Consider the following 18,118-nt stretch of genomic DNA (forward strand, 5'->3'; position numbering starts at 1 on the left):
TGAGTAGCGCGAGTTTAGGAGGCGAGGGGAATTCGGAACTCAGGGTGAGTACTCAAGCCGCGACGAACAGCGCCGGGTCCACCATCGCCCGGTTCAGCATCACGGACCAATGCAGATGCGGACCGGTCACGCGGCCCGTAGCGCCTACGGCAGCCAATTGCTCCCCGGTCTTCAACACATCCCCCACCTTCACATCCACCCGGCTCAGATGGCAATACATCGTCAGCAGCCCGCCCCCATGGTCGAGCCACACCGTGCCGCCGTTGAAGAAATAGTCCCCCGTATCGATCACCCGTCCCGGCAGCGGCGCGAGCACCGGCGTGCCCGTGCCGGCCGCGATGTCCATGCCGCTGTGCGGATTGCGCGACTGCCCGTTGAACACGCGGCGCAGGCCGAACGAGCTGGAGCGGCGGCCCGGCACGGGCACGCGCATCTGCAGCACAGCATCGGGCCGCAGGTCTGTGAGCGTGGCCATCACGCCGGTCAGGTGGTCGCGTTCGCGCACGTAGCGCGCTTCGTCCTCGGGTGAGAGATCGACCGTGCGCGGCGCCACGGTCAGGCGTTGCTCGCGGTATTTCTTGTCGGCCACCGCGTAGGCGACCTGTCGTTCGCTGCTGCCGTTCCCGGCGCGCACCGTGATGCTCGCCTCGCCGGGCGTGGCCGCGAGCGGGATGCCGACCAGCGCGGTCCACTCGATGGCGTCGCCCAGCACAAGCACGGGCACGTCGCCTGCGAAAGCGGCCGGGCGCTTGGCGCTCGGGCCGAGCGAGAGGCGCGCCACGCCGCCCGGCACCTGAGATGCGTGCGGCCAGACGTCGGGGTGCGGTTGCTTCGACTTCGCGGGCGCGGCAGCGAGGGCGTTCGTTGCGGGCAATGCGAGCAGGCCCAGCGTGCCGAGCAATGCGCTGCGGCGATTCAATGCGGGCGTGAGGAGGTCGGGCGAGGTGGTTCGGATGTTGTGCATGAAGAAGAGATCGAATGAAACAGGTTCTTTGATGCCGCGCGGCCGCGCTATTCGCGCCAGGTGCCGGGCGCCAATCCGTCGAGCGTGTGCGGCCCGATGGCGGCGCGGATCAGGCGAAGCGTGGGCAGTCCGACAGCGGCGGTCATGCGCCGCACCTGGCGGTTGCGGCCCTCGCTGATTGCGAGCTCGATCCATGCGGTCGGGATGCTCTTGCGCTCGCGAATGGGCGGTTGGCGCGGCCACACGTCGGGCGGCGGATCGAGCAGCCGGGCGCGGGCAGGGCGCGTGAGGCCGTCGTTGAGTTGCACGCCTTCGCGCAACCTCGCGAGCGCCTCTTCGGCCGGCGCACCTTCCACCTGCACCCAATAGGTCTTCTCCATCTTGAAGCGCGGATCGGCGATGCGCGCCTGGAGCTGGCCGTCGTTGGTGAGGAGCAGCAGGCCTTCGCTGTCGGCATCGAGGCGGCCGGCGACGTAGACGTCGGGGATGTCGATGAAGTCCTTCAACCCTTGCCATCGGCCCTCGGGGGTGAACTGGCTGAGGACGCCGTAGGGCTTGTTGAAGCGGATCAGACGGGAAGAGAATGGCAAGGTCATGGGCGCTGGGCGTCGTGTGGCGCATTGGCCAACTGCGGCAGATAGTCTTGCACCAGTTGCTCCACAGTGTCCGCTTGCAAGCTGTCGCGCCCGGCCTTGAGCGGGTCTCGATCGGGTCGCTGCGCCAACCAACGCTTGAAGCGCACGAAAGCCAGCGGATGCACGGTGTTCATGCGCGCCATGTGTCCGGTGGTGCCAACCACGACGGCCGAGAAGCGCGGCGCACTAACCAGTTGTTCTGCGTTGCGGGCCTGCACAACCCAAAAATCTTCTTCTGCTTCGCTCAACTGCGCGGGGTGGGGATCTTGCTCCTGCGCTTCGCGGCGCAGGATGTCCACCTCGAAGCCTTTGCTGTTGACTGCCGTATAGCGTTGGTCGCTGATCAACGAGAAGGTCTTGTCGACTTTGCGCAGCAGCGCCAGCATGGACGAGTCGAGTCGCTTCAGTTGTGTCGCCAAACGGAAGCGTTTGCGTGTGTCCCAGAGCAGATCCACGTCGCGCGTGGCCACGGCCGCACTTTGCAAGCGCACTCCCGCTGCTGTTTCGTAGGCATAGAGCGCATGCGTACCCACCACGGTGAAGTGCTCCGCGATATCCGCGCGCTTGAGCATGTCGAGGATATCGATGACGATGGTTGGAACACGTCCAACGAACAGCGCCCGGTTCATCCGTTGATGTCGAGTCAGTGCCTCGTCCAGATCTTTGACCCGGCCTTCGGCCTCTTCTTTTCTTCGAACGAAATTGGCGTGGATGGCTTCTGTTTCGGAGCTTCGAACTCCCAGGCTTTTTTGCGCGTTGCGGGTGCTGGTGCGGATCAGGTAGTCAAGACCATTCACAGTCTTCCAGTACATGCCGCCACGAACACCCGCGGCCTGCGCCTCGGCAGCCTCGAGTGCTTCGAAGGTGGCCCGGGCATCGATGTACTGGCGACGTGCATCGTCGCCAATGTCCTGGAAATACATGAATTTTCCGTGTAATGCGTGTGAATCGAAATTTATACGGAAAATCGTTTTAAATCAATAAGTTATGATTTTAATTTTCGGCAAAACAGCCAGATAAGCCAGAGAGCAGGCAACAGGTCACGCGTCAGAGGGAGTTCGTCCTGCATGCGTTCGGGGCTGGGCGCTTCAGACTTGCTCGGGCGACAACAACGGGAACCTGAAATGAGAAGCTTCATTCATGTGGCGAGTCTGGTCGGCGCAGGCCTTCTGGCGGGAGCATGCAGCAGCACCTCCTTGCGCGTCGGCGGTGCGCCCGACGCGAGCGTCAAGAACTGCGTGACGGCAGCGGCGCGCGAACTGCGGGTGCCGGCGGGCAGCATCGTGGTGGACAGCGGCTCGACGCCGCGCGATGGCGTCTACACGATCAACCTGAAGGTCGGGCCGCAAGGCCGCTCGGCGGTGTGCACGACGGACGAGAACAGCGCGGTGCTGGGCGTGGTCTACAAGCGGCCTGAATGAATGAAAAAGCCGGGGCCATTGCGGCCCCGGCTTTGTGCAGAGGAGGGGGCGGGTTACTTGCCCCAGCTGTCCCGCATGCCAGCGGCGCGATTGAACACCCGCTTGCCCGCCGCATCCGTCTTCGTATCCACCACGAAGTACCCATGCCGCTCGAACTGGATCCCGACGCCAGCTTCCGCCTTCGCCAATGAAGGCTCCACAAACGCCGAGCAGATCTCCAGGCTCTGCTTGTTCAGTTCATCCAGCAGCTCCCCGCTCCCCGGATTCGCCGCCGCGAACAGCCGCTCGTACAACCGCACCTCGGCCTGCACTGCATCCGCCGCGGCCACCCAGGTGATCGTTCCCTTCACCTTGACCGCGTCCGCCCCAGGCGTGCCGCTCTTGGTGTCCGGCACCAGCGTGGCCTGCACTTCGAGGAGCTTGCCGTCGGCATCGCGCGTGGCGCCGGTGCATTCGATGACGTGGCCGTACTTCAGGCGCACCTTGTTGCCGGGGAAAAGGCGGAAAAAGCCCTTGGGCTGCACGTCCTCGTAGTCGGTGCGCTCGATCCACACCTCGCGGCCGAGCTTGAACTCGCGCGTGCCCATCTCGGGGTGGTGCGGATGCACGGGGGCGGAGCAGTCGTCCAGAACCGCGTCGCCGCCCATGAGCTCGCCCCAGTTCGTGATCACCAGCTTGACCGGGTCGAGCACGGCCATGGCGCGAGGGGCGATGGGGTCCAGGCTGTCGCGCAGCGCTGCTTCGAGGCTCGCGTAGTCGATCCAGCCGCCCGACTTGGTGGTGCCGCTGCGTTCGCAGAACAGGCGCAGCGCCTCGGGCGTGTAGCCGCGGCGGCGCAGGCCCGCGATGGTGGGCATGCGGGGGTCGTCCCAGCCGTCGACGTGGCCCTCCTCGACCAGCTGGCGCAGCTTGCGCTTGCTGGTCATCACGTGGGTGACATTGAGGCGCGCGAATTCGTACTGGCGCGGGTGGGGGCTGGCGATGAGGCCGCCCACGACGGTGCCGTCAGGCAGCGTCTTCGTCTCCGCCAAGCGGTCCAGCAGCCAGTCGTAGAAAGGGCGCTGGTCTTCGAATTCGAGGGTGCAGATGGAGTGAGTGATCTGCTCCAGCGCGTCTTCGATCGGGTGCGCGTAGGTGTACATCGGGTAGATGCACCACTTGTCGCCGGTGTTGTGGTGCGTGGCCCGGCGGATGCGGTAGAGCGCCGGGTCGCGCATGTTGATGTTGGGGCTCGCCATGTCGATCTTCGCGCGCAGGATGGCGGCGCCGTCGTCGAGCTTGCCGTCGCGCATTTCGCGGAAGCGCGCGAGGTTTTCTTCAGGTGTGCGGCTGCGGAAGGGGCTGTCGGTGCCGGGGGTGTTGAAGTCGCCGCGGTTGGCGCGCATGGCCTCGGGGCTTTGCTCGTCCACGTAGGCGAGGCCCGCGCCGACGAGGTACTCGGCCGCTTCGTACATGAAGTCGAAGTAGTTGCTCGCGAAGTACTCGTGCGGCTGCAGGGTGCCGGGGGCGCTGGGGCGGTCGGCCAGATAGGTCTCGTAGCCGAGCCACTTCACGGCGTCGCGGATGGAGTCGACGTATTCCTGCTCTTCTTTTTCGGGGTTGGTGTCGTCAAAGCGCAGGTGGCTCACGCCGCCGTATTCGCGGGCCAGCTCGAAGTTCAGCCAGATGCTCTTGGCGTGGCCGATGTGCAGGTAGCCGTTGGGCTCGGGCGGAAAGCGAAGGCGCACCTTGGCGGGGTCGGTCATGCCCTGGGCGTGGTGGGCGGCGCTGCCGGGGGAGCCGCCCCATTTGCGGCCAGAATACGCGCCCTGTGCGAGGTCGTTCTCGATCACGTGGCGCAGGAAATTGCTCGGTGCAGCGGTCGTTTTGGCACCGCTTTTGTCGGTCGGGGAGGTCATTGCTTCATTCTAGAGGGCGCCCCCTGCGGGTTACCTTTGGCAACGTTCTTCACAATGGCCAGTGCACCCCGTTTGCAATTGCCGCGTTCAATACACACAAGGGCGGTCCAGACCCGGACGCAGCCCTCCGAAACAAGGAGTCAACATCATGAGCCTCACACGTTCCACCTTCTTCAAATGGGCCGCCGCGGGTGTCGTGGCAGCCGGTGCATTGTTTGCAGCCACCTCGGCCAGCGCGCGCAGCGACGTGAGCTGGTCGGTCGGTGTCGGCCTGCCGGGCGTGGCGGTCGGCGTGGGCGGTCCCGCCTACTACCCGGCGCCGGTCTACGCACCGCCGGCCCCCGTGTACTACGCACCGCCGCCGGTCTACTACCGTCCGCCGCCGCCCGTGTACTACCGTCCGGCCCCGGTCTATTACGGCCCGCCGGCGTACTACGGTCCCCGCTACTACGGCGGTGGGGGCTACTACCGGGGCGGTGGTTACGGCCATCGTCATGGCGGCCACTGGCGCTAAATCGCCACACGATTCGTGACTGAATGAAAAAAGCCGGCCTCCAAAGGGCCGGCTTTTTCTTGGGCGCTCGCCGGGTGAATTTCACATCGCGCGAAAAAGATGCGCGTAGAGCCGGCTGACCGGAATCTTCTCGGCCCGCCCGCGCAGCATGAGGTGCAGCTTGCCGGCCTCGTCGCGGTGCACCGACTCGATGGCCGCGCTGCGCACCACCACCGCGCGGTGCACCTGCCAGAAGGTGTCGGCGTCGAGCTGGGTCAGCAGCTGCTTCAGCGGCGTGCGGATCAGGTACTCGTGCGTGGCGGTGAGCACGCGAAGGTATTTGTCGGCAGCCTCGAAATACAGCACCTCGTCGATCGGCACCATGCGCACGGTCGTGCCGCCGGCATCGCTGGCGGCAATCATCCGCAGCGGTGCGGGGGCGGTTGCGGGCAGGGCGCCACCGGCACCGGCGGCCGCGAGCACCTGGCGCCACTGCGCAAGGGTTTGTTCCAGCGCTTCGCCGGCCACGGCGGGCGAAGCCGACGCCGAAGGCTGCTGCGCCGCCAGCGCCTGCTGCAGCCGCGCCACGGTCTTGCGCAACCGCTCGGGCTGCACGGGCTTGAGCACGTAGTCGATGGCCTGCGCCTCGAAGGCGCGCGCGGCGTATTCGTCGTAGGCGGTGACGAACACCAGCTGCGGCATCGGCGCCTCGTCGGTGGGCCAGCTGTCGGCCAGTTCGGCGGCGGCGCCCAGGCCGTCGAGACCCGGCATGCGGATGTCGAAGAACAGCACCTGCGGCAAGAGGCGCAGCGCCTCGCGCACCGCGCTGCGGCCGTCGCCGGCGATGGCGACGATCTGCAACCCGGGCCATGCGGCCGCCAGTTCGGCCTTGAGGGCTTGCGCCAGAAGCGGCTCGTCTTCGGCGATCAGTGCGGTGGGGTTCATTGTTGTTGTCATCGCATTCAAAGGGCCGCCGCAGGCAGCGGAAAGCTCAGCGTCGCACAGGTTCCGCCGGCCGGTGCGGCTGCAAGGCGCATCTCGCTCTGCGCACCGAACACGGTGGCCAGGCGCTCGCGCACCTGTTCGAGCCCGAAGCCGCTGCCGCCTTCTTCAGCGTCAGAGGGCAGCGCCGCATCGGGCCCGACGCCGGTGTCGTTCACTTCGATGACCAGCCGGTCCCCGTTCCTGCGCGCGCGAACGGCGATCTCGCCGCCTTCGACCTTGGGCTCCAGCCCGTGGCGGATGCTGTTTTCCACCAGCGGCTGCAAGAGCAGCGGCGGCACGGGAATGTCGCGCAGGTCCTCGGGCAGATCGAGCGTGTAGCGCAGGCGCTCGCCCATGCGCACCGACATCAGTTCGAGGTAGTCTGCGAGCCGATCGAACTCGGCCGACAGCGGATGCGCCAGCGCGCGCGAGCCGCTGAGGGTCATGCGCAGGTAGCTGTTGAGCCGGTCGAGCATCGCCACGGCGCGCGGCGGGTCGAGGGTGATCAGCACCCGCAGGTTCGCCAGCGTGTTGAACAGCATGTGCGGCTCCAGCTGCGTCTCCAGCAGCTTGAGCCGCGCCTCGGTGGCGTCGCGCTGCGCAAGGTCCAGCTGGCTTCGCATGTGCTTGCTCTTGCCCAGGCTGAAGAAGAAATAGCACACGCCGGTGCTGGTGGCGAGCGTGATGACGATGCCCGTCATCAGCTTGTGCCCGGCGAAATCGAGAAAGTCGAACCTCGGCGCGCCGCTCCACGCGTCGCCGATCAGGTTGCCCAGCACGAAGCCGATGGTCACGCCCGTGGCCACCAGGGCGATGCCTCGGAGGCCGTGCGGCCAGAGCATTTCGCGGTGCCCGGTCAGCACGAGCCGGCCGGCGTCGATGCACAGCCAGCTGATCATCCCGATGGCCAGCGAATAGACCAGGTGGTCGGCCCAGCTGCCGTTGCCGTGGTCGGTCAGGGTCATCGCGGTGGCGATGAGGCAGCAAAAGACGGCGGTGATCAGGCCATGCCGCAGCATGTCCCGCAGGTTCTCGGGCCGGAACCGGGGGCTGGCTGTGGCCTGGCCCTGGCTCAACGGTGATCCCCGGCGCCCAGCGCGCGGCGCTCGCGTGCAACCAGCCGGTCGTAGAACCCGCCGCCGGGCGCGAGGAACCAGATCACCGCGCCGTGGATGACCAGGCCCAGGCCCCAGCCCATCAGCGGGTACATCGCCCAGCTGCGCCCGTTGGCGGCCGACAGCGTGACCAGCCCGACATTGACGATCACGTAGACGAAGGCGTGGATGTACCAGCCCATCTTGGCGCCGGCGCGGCGGCGGGCGAGCTTCTCCAGGTTGGGCTGCGAAGCGTTGAAGGTGGTGGTGTTCATGACAACTCCTTGATTTGAACGGGAATGAAATCGGGTGCCGAAGGCGGCGTCGCGGGGCGGAGCGCCGCGCGCTGCCGCAGTTCCTCGGTGGTATCGCCGGGCCCATCCGGCCGCCAGCCCGGCGGCTTGACCAGATAGCCGACGAACGCGCGCACCGAGCGCGCCGAGCGCAGGTCGCGCAGGAGCGCGCGCCAGTGGGTGAACTCGATCTCCAGGATGTTGTGCGAGGTGATCGGGTTCACCAGCCCGTAGCGGCAGGGCAGGTCGGCGCGCTCGGGAATGTAGGTGCCGAAGAGGCGGTCGAACACGGTGAGCACGCCGCCGTAGTTGCCATCCAGGTACTCGAGGTTCGAGGCGTGGTGCACGCGGTGCGCCGAAGGCGTGTTGAACACCCATTCGAGGGGCCCCAGGCGCGGAATCCACGTCGCATGAATCCAGAACTGATAGAGCAGATTCAGCGTGAGCATCAGCAGGATCACCTTGGGCGGCATGCCCAGGAGCGGCGCCAGCATGAAGAACAGCAGCGTGCCGGTGAGGCGGCCGGTCCAGCCGAAGCGGTAGGCCGCCGACAGGTTCAGCTGGTTCGGCGAATGGTGGATGGCGTGGGTGCACCAGAACCAGCGCACCCGGTGGGCTGCGCGGTGGTACCAGTAGTAGCAGAACTCCTGGCCGATGAAGCAGGCGACCCAGCCGCTCCAGTGGTCCATCGGCAGGGTGAAGAGGCGGTGGTTCCAGAACCAGTCCATCGCGCCGCTCCAGAAGGCCACCGGCAGCAGCCAGCGCAGCGGGTATTCGCGCACGAGAAAGTCGAACACCGAGACGCCGGCCGCCTTCCAGTCGTAGCTGGCCCGGCCGTTGCGCCAGGAGAGCACCAGCGCCTCGAGGACCGAGGCGACCAGCACCACCGTGACGGAGATCTTGAGGAGCAGAAAGAGCACGGTCATGGCGATTCCTGGCGAGGCTGGGCGCGCGGGGCTGGGGCTTGGATCTTAGGCCGCGCGCACGCCGGTGGCGACAGCGTCGGTGGCGATCGCCAGCTTCCACAGCCGCACGGCGCGGGCCGCGAAGATGCCGCTGAAGGCACCGTAGAGCGTCGGGATGGCCAGGGCGAAGACCGCCTGCTGGCGCAGCTCGGGGTGCATGGCGAGCGAGGCGCCCACGACATACTTGGTCAGGAAGATGCCCATCATGAGCGCGAGCGGCACGGCGCTCCCGGCCACATGAAACGTGCGGGCCGCCGCGTCGAAGCGGGTGGTGGCCGGCAGGGGACGCTGCAGCACCAGCGCCATCAGCACCGCCGCCGCGGCCGCCCAGCCCAACAGGGCGCCCAGCGAATCGCCGAAGGCCGAGAGCACGCCGAAGACCGACAGCCCGCCCATGGCGATGGGCATCAGCGTGACCCGGGTGAGGCTCACGCTGTTCGAGAGCAGTTGCTTGGCGCCGAGCCAGACGAGCAGCACGAAGACGGCGAACACCCACTTGGGCGTGTGAAGAAGGATCTGCAGCAGCATGGTGGTTCTCCGGTGAAAGGTCTGTGAGTTGTGAGCGGGGAAGCGATGGGCGGACTGTGCCGACGCGCCACGCCGGCGGCCACCGCCATGCGACGAAATGCAGGAGAACGGCGCGAGGCGCCTGCGGACAGCGTGAACTGCGGCCGCCGGCGCGAGCTTTACCGCCGCTTTACGGCACAGCAAACTGCGGTACTACCATTCGGCGCTGTACTCTAGGCCGCCCCTTTCGCTCCCTCTGCACCCTCCCGACGCATCCCATGGACCCCAAAACTCCCCCCGAGCCCCTGCCGCCCACCGTGTCGCCGACACATCCCCCGGTACGCAGGCGCCGGTGGCTGGGGTGGCTGCTGACCCTGGCACTGCTCGTGGCCCTGGGAGGCGGCGCGTGGTACCTGATCCAGCGCTCGAAGGCACCGGCGGCCGGACCCGGCGGGCCGGGCGGTCCAGGCGCCGGGCGAGCGGGCGGCGGCGGCCCTGGCGGACGGGGCGGTGGCGGCGGTGCAGCCGCCAACACCGTCGGCGTTGCCACCGCGCGGCAGGCCGACATTCCGGTGCAGCTCGAAGCGCTGGGCACGGTTACCCCGCTGGCCAACGTCACGGTGCAGCCGCAGGTCTCGGGCGTGCTCACCGAGGTGCTCTTCAAGGAAGGGCAGATGGTCAAGAAGGGCGAGGTGCTCGCCACCATCGATCCGGCGCCGTTCCAGAACGCACTGGCGCAGGCCAGCGGCGCACGCCAGCGCGACGAGGCCCAGTTGGCCGCCGCGCGCGTCACGCTGCAGCGCTACCAGACGCTGCTCGGCCAGGACTCCATCGCCCGGCAGGACGTCGACACGCAGGCCGCGCTGGTCAAGCAGCTCGAAGGCACGGTGGCCATCGACCGCGCCAACGAAGGCACGGCAAAGTTGAACCTCACCTGGAGCCGCATCACCGCGCCGGTGAGCGGGCGCATCGGCCTTAGGCCCGTGGACGCGGGCAACTACATCTCCACCGGCACCACCGGCGGTGTGGCGGTCATCACGCAGATCGCGCCCATCGACGTCGAGTTCTCCGTGCCGCAGGACCGCGTGCCCGAAGTGCAGGAGCGCCTCGCGCAGGGCGCGCAGCTCGAGGCTACGGCCTTCGACCGCACCCGCACGCGCCAGCTCGCCCGGGGCATGTTCTCCACGCTGGACAACCTGGTCGACACGCAGACGGGCACCGTCAAGTCGAAGGCGCGCTTCTCGAACGCCGACGGCGCGCTCTTCCCGAACCAGTTCGTCAACCTGCGGCTCCTGTTGCGCACCGTGAGCAGCGCGGTGGTGGTGCCGGTGACGGCGCTGCGCCACGGGCCCAACGGCGACTATGTGTATGTGGTGAACGAAGACAGCACCGTCTCGCAGCGCCCCGTGACGCGCGGCGAATCGAGTGTGGACAACGTGGCCGTCATGTCGGGCCTGAAGGCCGGCGAGCAAGTCGTGACCGAAGGCGGCGACCGCCTGAAGGACGGCGCCCGCGTGCAGACGCAGGCCGACCGTCCAGCCACGCCGGCCTCGGGCGCCGCATCGGGCGCGCGCCGCGGCAACCGCGAAGGCGGGCGGCGGGGCGAGCGCGGCAACAGGGAAGGCGGGCAGCGCCAGGGTGGTGCCGGTGCAGCCGAGGGCGGAGGCGCCGCGCCGCCGAGCCAGCCGATCGAGTCGGCCACGCCGCCGGCCGGCGCGCCCGTGCCCCCGGCCACGCCGACTGTTCCGCCCACGCCAGCCAACGGCCCGGCACGCTGAGGCGGGCTTGCCGCAGCCACGCGCACGATGAGCCCCTCACGCCCCTTCATCCTTCGCCCGGTGGCGACCTCGCTGCTGATGGTCGCCATCGTGCTGGCCGGCCTGGTCGCGTTCCGCTTCCTGCCTCTGTCGGCCCTGCCGCAGGTCGACTACCCGACCATCCAGGTGCAGACCCTCTACCCCGGGGCCAGCCCCGAGGTGATGAGCAACACCGTCACCGCGCCGCTGGAGCGCCAGTTCGGCCAGATGTCGGGCCTGGACCGCATGAGCTCGACCAGCGCGGCGGGCGTGTCGATCGTCACGCTGCAGTTCTCGCTCGGCCAGACGCTGGACGTGGCCGAGCAGGAGGTGCAGGCCGCCATCAACGCCGGCGGCTCGCTGCTGCCGGCCGACCTGCCCGCGCCGCCGGTGTATGCCAAGGTCAATCCGGCCGATGCGCCGGTGCTCACGCTCGCCATCACGTCCGACACGCTGCCGCTCACCGAGGTGCAGAACCTCGTGAACACGCGCCTGGCGCAAAAGATCAGCCAGGTCTCGGGCGTGGGGCTCGTGTCATTGAGCGGCGGGCAGCGCCCGGCCGTGCGCATCCAGGCCAACACGCAGGCGCTCGCGGCCAACGGCATCGGGCTCGATACGCTGCGCACCGCCATCAGCGCGGCCAATTCCAACGGCGCCAAGGGCAGCTTCGACGGCCCCAAGCGCGCCTACACCATCAATTCGAACGACCAGCTGCTCACCGTCGAGGACTACAAGAACCTCATCGTCAGCTACAAGAACGGCGCGCCGATCCGCATGGTCGATGTGGCGCAGGTGGTCAACAGCGCCGAGAACACGCAACTCGGTGCCTGGGCCGGCACCAAGGCGGCCGACGGCGGTGAGGGCAAGCTCACCCCGGCCATCATCCTGAACGTGCAGCGCCAGCCCGGCGCGAACGTGATCGCCACCGTCAACGCCATCAAGAAGCAGCTGCCCGAGCTGCAGGCGGGCTTTCCGGCGGGCCTGAAGATCGAAGTGCTGAGCGACCGCACGGCCGGCATCCGCGCCTCGGTGCAGCACGTGGAGATGGAGCTGGTGCTGGCCGTGGTGCTGGTGGTGCTGGTGATCTTCGCGTTCCTCGGCAGCCTGCGCGCCACCGTCATCGCGAGCATCGCGGTGCCCATCTCGCTCATCGGCACGCTGGGGCTCATGTACCTCCTGGGCTACAGCCTCAACAACCTGAGCCTGATGGCGCTCACCATCGCCACCGGCTTCGTGGTGGACGACGCGATCGTGATGATCGAGAACATCGCGCGCTACATCGAGGAGGGCGAGAAACCATTGCAAGCCGCGTTCAAGGGCGCGACGCAGATCGGGTTCACGATCATTTCTCTGACGGTATCGCTCATCGCGGTGCTGATTCCGCTGCTCTTCATGGGCGACGTGGTGGGGCGCCTGTTCCGCGAATTCGCGGTGACGCTGGCCATCACCATCCTGATCTCGGCCGTGGTGTCGCTCACGCTCGTGCCGATGATGTCGGCGCGCTGGCTCAAGCACGAGCCCAAGAAGGAGCCGGGCGGCACAGGTTTCGGCGCACGCGCGCAGCGCTTCTTCGACGGCGTGATGGTGCGCTACGACCGCTCGCTGCACTGGGTGATCGACCACCAGCCGCTCACGCTGCTGGTCGCTTTGCTCACCATGGTGCTCACGGTGGTGCTGTACCTCACGATTCCGAAGGGCCTGTTTCCCACGCAGGACACCGGCCAGCTGCAAGGCCGCATCCAGGCGGCGCAGGACGTGTCGTTCGACCGCATGGCGCAGCTGCAGCAGCAGGCGGCGCGCGCGCTTCTCGACGACCCCGACGTGGAGAACCTCAGCTCCTTCGTCGGCGTGGACGCCGCCAACAACACCATGCTGCACACCGGCAGCATGCTCATCAACCTGAAGGGCAGCCACGACAGCCAGCAGGAAGTGATGGACCGGTTGCGCGAGCGCGTGCGCCAGGTGGCCGGCGTCACGCTGTACCTGCAGCCCACGCAGGACCTGACCATCGACGCCGAGACCGGCCCGACCGAATACCGCGTGTCGCTCGAAGGCGTGAACAGCGCGCTCATCACCGAGTGGATGCAGAAGCTGGTCGCGAAGCTGCAGGACTCGCCGAAGGTGCGCAACGTGAGCAGCGACGCCGGCGCGCAGGGCCTGGCCGCGTTCGTGAACGTGAACCGCGACACCGCGGCGCGCCTCTCGATCACCGCGAGCACGGTGGACGACGCGCTCTACAGCGCCTTCGGCCAGCGCATCGTCTCGACCATCTTCACCGAGACCAACCAGTACCGCGTGATTCTCGAAGCGCGGCCCGGCATGGTGAACACGCCGCAGACGCTCGGGCAGCTGAACCTCATCGCTGGCTCCGGCACCGCCACGCCGCTGGCCGCGATCGCCGATATCTCGGAGCAGCAGGCGCCGCTGCAGATCACGCACGTGGCGCAGTACCCGGCGAGCACGCTGAACTTCGACACCGCGCCGGGCGTGTCGCTCGGGCAGTCGGTCGATGCGATCCGCGCGGCGGCCAAGGAAATCGGGATGCCCGGGAGCGTGACGATGACCTTCCTCGGGGCATCGGGCGCGTACGAGCGGTCGCTGTCGAACCAGTTGTGGCTGATTCTTGCGGCGGTCGTGTGCGTGTACATCGTGCTGGGGGTGCTGTACGAGAGCTACGTGCATCCGCTGACGATCCTGTCGACGCTGCCGTCCGCGGGTGTGGGCGCCTTGCTGGCGCTGATGATCACGGGCAATGACCTGGGGGTGATCGGGATCATCGGGATCATCCTGCTGATCGGCATCGTGAAGAAGAACGCGATCATGATGATCGACTTTGCGATCGATGCGGAGCGGACGGAAGGGAAGTCGCCTCGGGAGGCGATTCACCAGGCGGCGTTGCTGCGGTTCAGGCCGATCCTGATGACGACGCTCGCTGCGTTGTTTGCTGCTGTGCCTTTGATGCTGAGCTTTGGTGAGGGTGCCGAGTTGCGGCGGCCGCTGGGGCTCGCCATTTTTGGCGGGCTGATCGTCAGTCAGCTGCTTACTCTGTTCACTACGCCTGTGATTTATCTGGCGTTTGATCGGCTTGGCGGAGGGAGCTCGCGGCGGGCGGTGATCGAGGAGGAAGCGGCTTGATCCGTTTTGCCTTCTGTTCATTCTTTCTTTCCCGAGGCCGGGTCTCGCCCCGGCGGGCGACTCACTTTCTTTTGCTTCGCCAAAAGAACGTAAGCAAAGAAAAGGCGACCCTGCTGTCTGCGTCCCTTCGCTGCGCTACGGGCAACCTGCGGTGCTCACGTTTCGCGGGGTCTCGCCGAACTCGCTGCGCTCAGACAGCGGCGAGCCCTGATCCGCGAAACGCTGCGCTCCTCGGCGCAGCCAGAAGGGCTTTCGAACGGGCCTTCGCTGCGCTCGGCGCCCAGGACACTGCGGGCCGTCGCTTTGCTCGGCTTGGTAGAAGCCAATACCACCTAACAACCAATTCAAGGCTGACACGCGAAGCGTGCCAGCCCTTCGGGCCGAGCGAAGCAATGGCCCATTCGGTCTCCAGCCCCCTCTGTCTGCGCCGAGGAGCGGAGCGTTTCGCGGACAAGGGCTCGCCGTTGTTTGAGCGCAGCGAGTTCGGCGAGACCCCGCGAAACGTGAGCACCGCAGGTTGCCCGCAGCGAAGCGGAGGGTCGCAGACAGTGGGGTCGCCTTTCTTTTGCCTACGTTTCTTTGGCGAAGCAAAGAAAAGTAGGTCGCCCGCCGGGGCGAGACCCGGCCTCCGCCCCCAGCAGGGGAAGCCGCGATGAATTTGTCGCTCCCCTTCGTCAGAAGACCCATCGGCACAGTCCTGCTGACGATAGGCATCGCCCTCGCAGGCATAGCCGCGTTCTTCGTGCTGCCAGTCTCGCCACTCCCCCAGGTCGACTACCCAGTCATCTCGGTAAGAGCCTCGATCCCCGGCGCAAGCCCCGAAACGATGGCAACCAGCGTGGCGACGCCGCTGGAGCGCCACCTGGGCACCATCGCAGGCGTCAACGAAATGACGTCCACGAGCTCCGTCGGCTCCTCCCGCGTCACCCTCCAGTTCGACCTGAGCCGCAACATCGACGGCGCCGCCCGGGAAGTGCAGGCCGCCATCAACGCGAGCCGCGTCGACCTGCCCGCCACCCTCAGAAGCAACCCGACCTACCGCAAGGCCAACCCGGCGGCCTCGCCGGTCATCATCCTGGCCCTCACCTCGAAGACGAAGACCCCGGGCCAGATCTACGACGCCGTCTCGAACATCGTGAGCCAGCGCCTGTCGCAGGTCGACGGCGTGGGCGACGTCGAAATCGGCGGCGGCTCGCTCCCCGCCGTGCGCATCGAACTGCTGCCGTTCGCACTCAACCGCTACGGCATCAGCACCGAGGACGTGCGCGCCGCCATCCAGGCCTCTAACGCCAACCGCCCCAAGGGCATGGTGCAGGGCGATGGCCGCAAGCTCCAGATCTACACGCAGACGCCGGCCCTGCGCGCCAGCGACTACGCCTCGATGGTCGTGGCCTGGCGCAACGGCGCGGCGGTGCGGCTGCAGGACGTGGCCGAGGTGATCGACGGCGTGGAAGACACGCGCACGCTCGGTCTCTTCAACGGCGAGCCGGCGATCATCATCCTCATCACGCGGCAGCCCTCGGCCAACATCATCGAGACCGTGGACAGCGTGCGCGCATTGCTGCCCGAGCTGCAGGCGCAGTTGCCGCCCGACGTGACGCTGCAGGTCGCCTCGGACAGCACCAATTCCATCCGCAGTTCGCTGCACGAGGTCGAGGCGACGCTGGTCATCTCGGTGCTGCTGGTGGTGCTGGTGGTGAGCCTCTTTCTTCGCAGCGTGCGCGCGACCATCGTGCCGGCCGTGGCCACCATCGCGGCGCTGCTGGGCACCTTCGGGGTGATGTACCTGTTGGGCTTCAGCCTCAACAACCTGAGCCTGATGGCGCTCACGGTGGCCACCGGCTTCGTGGTGGACGACGCCATCGTGGTGCTGGAGAACACCAGCCGCCATATCGAGTCGGGCATGTCGCGCATGAAGGCGGCGCTGCTGGGCGCCAAGGAGGTGGGCTTCACCGTGCTGTCGATCAGCGTTTCGCTGGTGGCGGTGTTCATTCCGCTGCTGTTCATGGGCGGGCAGGTGGGGCGGCTTTTCCGCGAGTTCGCGATCACGCTGTCGGCGGCGGTGATGATCTCTCTGGTCATCTCGCTGACCACCACGCCGATGATGTGCGCCTGGCTGCTCAAGCGCGGCGGGGAGCACGACAAGAACAAGCCGCAAGGGCGCCTCGGCCGCATGGCCGCGCGCAGCTACGACTGGGTGCTCAAGCGCTACGAGACCAGCCTCGATTGGGCGCTCGACAGCAAGGGGCTGGTCATGCTCATCCTGGTGGCGGTGGTGGGGCTGAACGTCTATCTCTTCAGCGCCGCGCCCAAGGGCTTCTTCCCACAGCAGGACAGCGGCCAGCTCAACGGCGGCCTGCGCGCCGACCAGAGCATCTCGTCGCAGGCGCTGGCTGCCAAGCTGCGGCAGGTGATCGACATCATCCGCAAGGACCCGGCGGTCGACACGGTGATTGGCTTCACCGGCGGCTCGCGCGCGGGGGGCGGCTTCATGTTCGTCAACCTCAAGCCCGCCAACCAGCGCACCGAGAGCGGCCTGGCCGTCATCGCGCGCCTTCGGCCTCAGCTCAACGAGGTGACGGGCCTGCGCGTGTTCCTCGGGACCGTGCAGGACGTGCGCTCGGGCGGGCGCTCGAGCAACTCCACCTACCAGTACACGCTCAAGAGCGACAACCTGACCGATCTGCGCACCTGGGCCACCAAGCTCTCGGACGAGCTGAAGCTGCAGCCCCTGCTCACCGACGTGGACACCGACCAGGACCAGAACGGCGTGGAGACGGTGGCCAAGGTGGACCCCGACAGCGCGCGGCGGCTGGGCCTCACTTCCACCGCCATCGACAACGCGCTCTACAACGCCTTCGGCCAGCGCCAGGTGGCGACCATCTACACGGAGCTCAACCAGTACCACGTGGTGATGGAGTGGGCGCCGCGCTACACGCGCAGCCCCAATTCGCTGAGCGACGTGTACGTGCCGGCCACCCGCACCTCGGTGATCGGCGGACAGACGGTGACCACGCAGGTCGCGGCAACGACCACCACCACTTCGACCACCGGCGGCGCCGCATCGACCGCCACGGCCGCGAGCACCACGGTGCCCGTCTCGGCCAACGCGGGCCTGCGCGGCGCATCGACCGGCAACGTGCTGAGCAACACGCCCACGACGCTGGTGCCGCTGTCGGCGGTGGCCAAGTTCGAGGAGCAGTCGGTCGCCACCTCGGTGAGCCACGACGACGGCGAGCTCGCGACCACCATCTCGTTCAACCTCGCCGAGGGCGCGAACCTGGGCGATGCGCGCGAGGCCATCGCCAAGGCCGAGGCCAACATCGCGATGCCCACCAACGTGCGCGGCGCGTTCGCCGGCACCGCCGCCAGCGCGCAGCAGTCGCAGGGCCAGCAGGTCATGCTGATCCTGGCCGCTCTGATCGTGATCTACATCGTGCTGGGCATTCTTTATGAAAGCCTGGTGCACCCGATCACCGTGCTCTCGACGCTGCCCTCGGCCGGCGTGGGCGCGGTGCTGGCGCTCCTGATGTTCCGCATGGAGTTCTCGATCATCGCGCTGATCGGCGTGTTCCTTCTGATCGGCATCGTGAAGAAGAACGCCATCCTGATCATCGACTTCGCGCTGGAGGCCGAACGCTCGCGCGGGCTCACGCCGCTGGAGGCGGTGCGGGAGGCGTGCCTGCTGCGCTTCCGGCCCATCCTCATGACCACGCTGGCCGCCGCACTCGGCGCGCTGCCGCTGGCCATCGGTTTCGGCGAGGGCGCGGAGCTGCGTCGGCCGCTGGGCGTGGCCATCATCGGCGGGCTGATCGCGAGCCAGTTGCTGACCCTGCTGACAACGCCGGTCGTCTATCTCCTGCTCGACAAGCTGCGCCGCCGTGGCAAGAACGAACACGAATTGAGCCGTGTCACGCCCGCTTGAGAACAACA

At 67.4% G+C, this 18,118-nt stretch carries 14 protein-coding genes; 5 read left to right on the forward strand and 9 right to left on the reverse strand.

Going from position 1 to position 18,118, the window contains the following annotated elements:
* Positions 1-52: 52 nt before the first annotated feature.
* Genes ACZYRS_RS12050 through ACZYRS_RS12060 form a run of 3 tightly spaced genes read right to left on the reverse strand, consistent with a single transcriptional unit; the run spans position 53 to position 2,522 of the window.
* Positions 53-964 (reverse strand): peptidoglycan DD-metalloendopeptidase family protein, encoded by a 912-nt coding sequence (locus tag ACZYRS_RS12050; RefSeq protein ID WP_463419450.1) that lies wholly within the window; start codon positions 962-964, stop codon positions 53-55.
* A gap of 47 nt (positions 965-1,011) precedes the next feature.
* Positions 1,012-1,560, reverse strand: a complete 549-nt coding sequence (locus ACZYRS_RS12055; protein WP_463419451.1) for a pseudouridine synthase — start codon at positions 1,558-1,560, stop codon at positions 1,012-1,014.
* Entirely contained in the window at positions 1,557-2,522 is a 966-nt protein-coding gene (locus ACZYRS_RS12060) for a GSU2403 family nucleotidyltransferase fold protein (protein WP_463419452.1), read from the reverse strand. Before ACZYRS_RS12060 ends, ACZYRS_RS12055 begins: the two co-directional genes overlap by 4 nt.
* A gap of 201 nt (positions 2,523-2,723) precedes the next feature.
* On the opposite strand from ACZYRS_RS12060, the gene ACZYRS_RS12065 reads away from it, so the two are divergent.
* Complete coding sequence (locus tag ACZYRS_RS12065; protein ID WP_463419453.1) at positions 2,724-3,020, forward strand: hypothetical protein; 297 nt, start codon at positions 2,724-2,726, stop codon at positions 3,018-3,020.
* A gap of 53 nt (positions 3,021-3,073) precedes the next feature.
* Here ACZYRS_RS12065 and ACZYRS_RS12070 read toward each other — a convergent pair whose 3' ends face one another.
* Positions 3,074-4,918 (reverse strand): glutamine--tRNA ligase/YqeY domain fusion protein, encoded by a 1,845-nt coding sequence (locus ACZYRS_RS12070; protein ID WP_463419454.1) that lies wholly within the window; start codon positions 4,916-4,918, stop codon positions 3,074-3,076.
* A gap of 148 nt (positions 4,919-5,066) precedes the next feature.
* Between ACZYRS_RS12070 and ACZYRS_RS12075 the strand changes: the two genes are divergently transcribed.
* Entirely contained in the window at positions 5,067-5,432 is a 366-nt protein-coding gene (locus tag ACZYRS_RS12075) for a hypothetical protein (protein WP_463419455.1), read from the forward strand.
* A gap of 81 nt (positions 5,433-5,513) precedes the next feature.
* Here the strand turns inward: ACZYRS_RS12075 and ACZYRS_RS12080 are convergent, their stop codons facing one another.
* From ACZYRS_RS12080 to ACZYRS_RS12100, 5 genes are read right to left on the reverse strand one after another with little or no spacing between them, the layout of a single operon-like run.
* Entirely contained in the window at positions 5,514-6,356 is an 843-nt protein-coding gene (locus ACZYRS_RS12080) for a LytR/AlgR family response regulator transcription factor (protein WP_463419456.1), read from the reverse strand.
* A 17-nt stretch (positions 6,357-6,373) separates the two neighbouring features.
* Positions 6,374-7,414, reverse strand: a complete 1,041-nt coding sequence (locus ACZYRS_RS12085; protein ID WP_463419457.1) for a sensor histidine kinase — start codon at positions 7,412-7,414, stop codon at positions 6,374-6,376.
* A gap of 53 nt (positions 7,415-7,467) precedes the next feature.
* Positions 7,468-7,764 carry a 2TM domain-containing protein gene (locus ACZYRS_RS12090; RefSeq protein WP_463419458.1) on the reverse strand — a complete coding sequence of 99 codons (297 nt, stop codon included), beginning with the start codon at positions 7,762-7,764 and terminating at the stop codon, positions 7,468-7,470.
* Positions 7,761-8,708 (reverse strand): sterol desaturase family protein, encoded by a 948-nt coding sequence (locus tag ACZYRS_RS12095; protein WP_463419459.1) that lies wholly within the window; start codon positions 8,706-8,708, stop codon positions 7,761-7,763. The genes ACZYRS_RS12090 and ACZYRS_RS12095 overlap by 4 nt, the downstream gene beginning before the upstream one ends.
* A 45-nt stretch (positions 8,709-8,753) precedes the next feature.
* Positions 8,754-9,275 (reverse strand): DUF6622 family protein, encoded by a 522-nt coding sequence (locus ACZYRS_RS12100; protein ID WP_463419460.1) that lies wholly within the window; start codon positions 9,273-9,275, stop codon positions 8,754-8,756.
* Between the two features lie 257 nt (positions 9,276-9,532).
* Here ACZYRS_RS12100 and ACZYRS_RS12105 point away from each other — a divergent pair, with 257 nt between their 5' ends.
* The 3 genes from ACZYRS_RS12105 to ACZYRS_RS12115 all read left to right on the forward strand — a co-directional run bounded on the left by ACZYRS_RS12105 (position 9,533) and on the right by ACZYRS_RS12115 (position 18,110).
* The gene (locus tag ACZYRS_RS12105; RefSeq protein ID WP_463419461.1) at positions 9,533-11,032 is read left to right on the forward strand and encodes an efflux RND transporter periplasmic adaptor subunit; all 1,500 of its coding nucleotides are present in this window, start codon (positions 9,533-9,535) and stop codon (positions 11,030-11,032) included.
* Positions 11,033-11,059: 27 nt separating this feature from the next.
* Positions 11,060-14,185: an efflux RND transporter permease subunit gene (locus ACZYRS_RS12110; protein ID WP_463419462.1), complete on the forward strand. Its 3,126-nt coding sequence runs from the start codon at positions 11,060-11,062 to the stop codon at positions 14,183-14,185.
* A 652-nt stretch (positions 14,186-14,837) separates the two neighbouring features.
* A complete protein-coding gene (locus ACZYRS_RS12115; protein ID WP_463419463.1) occupies positions 14,838-18,110 on the forward strand; it encodes an efflux RND transporter permease subunit in 3,273 nt (1,090 codons plus the stop codon).
* The last annotated feature ends 8 nt before the right edge of the window (positions 18,111-18,118 follow it).

Source organism: Variovorax sp. AC194 (genome assembly GCF_979257995.1).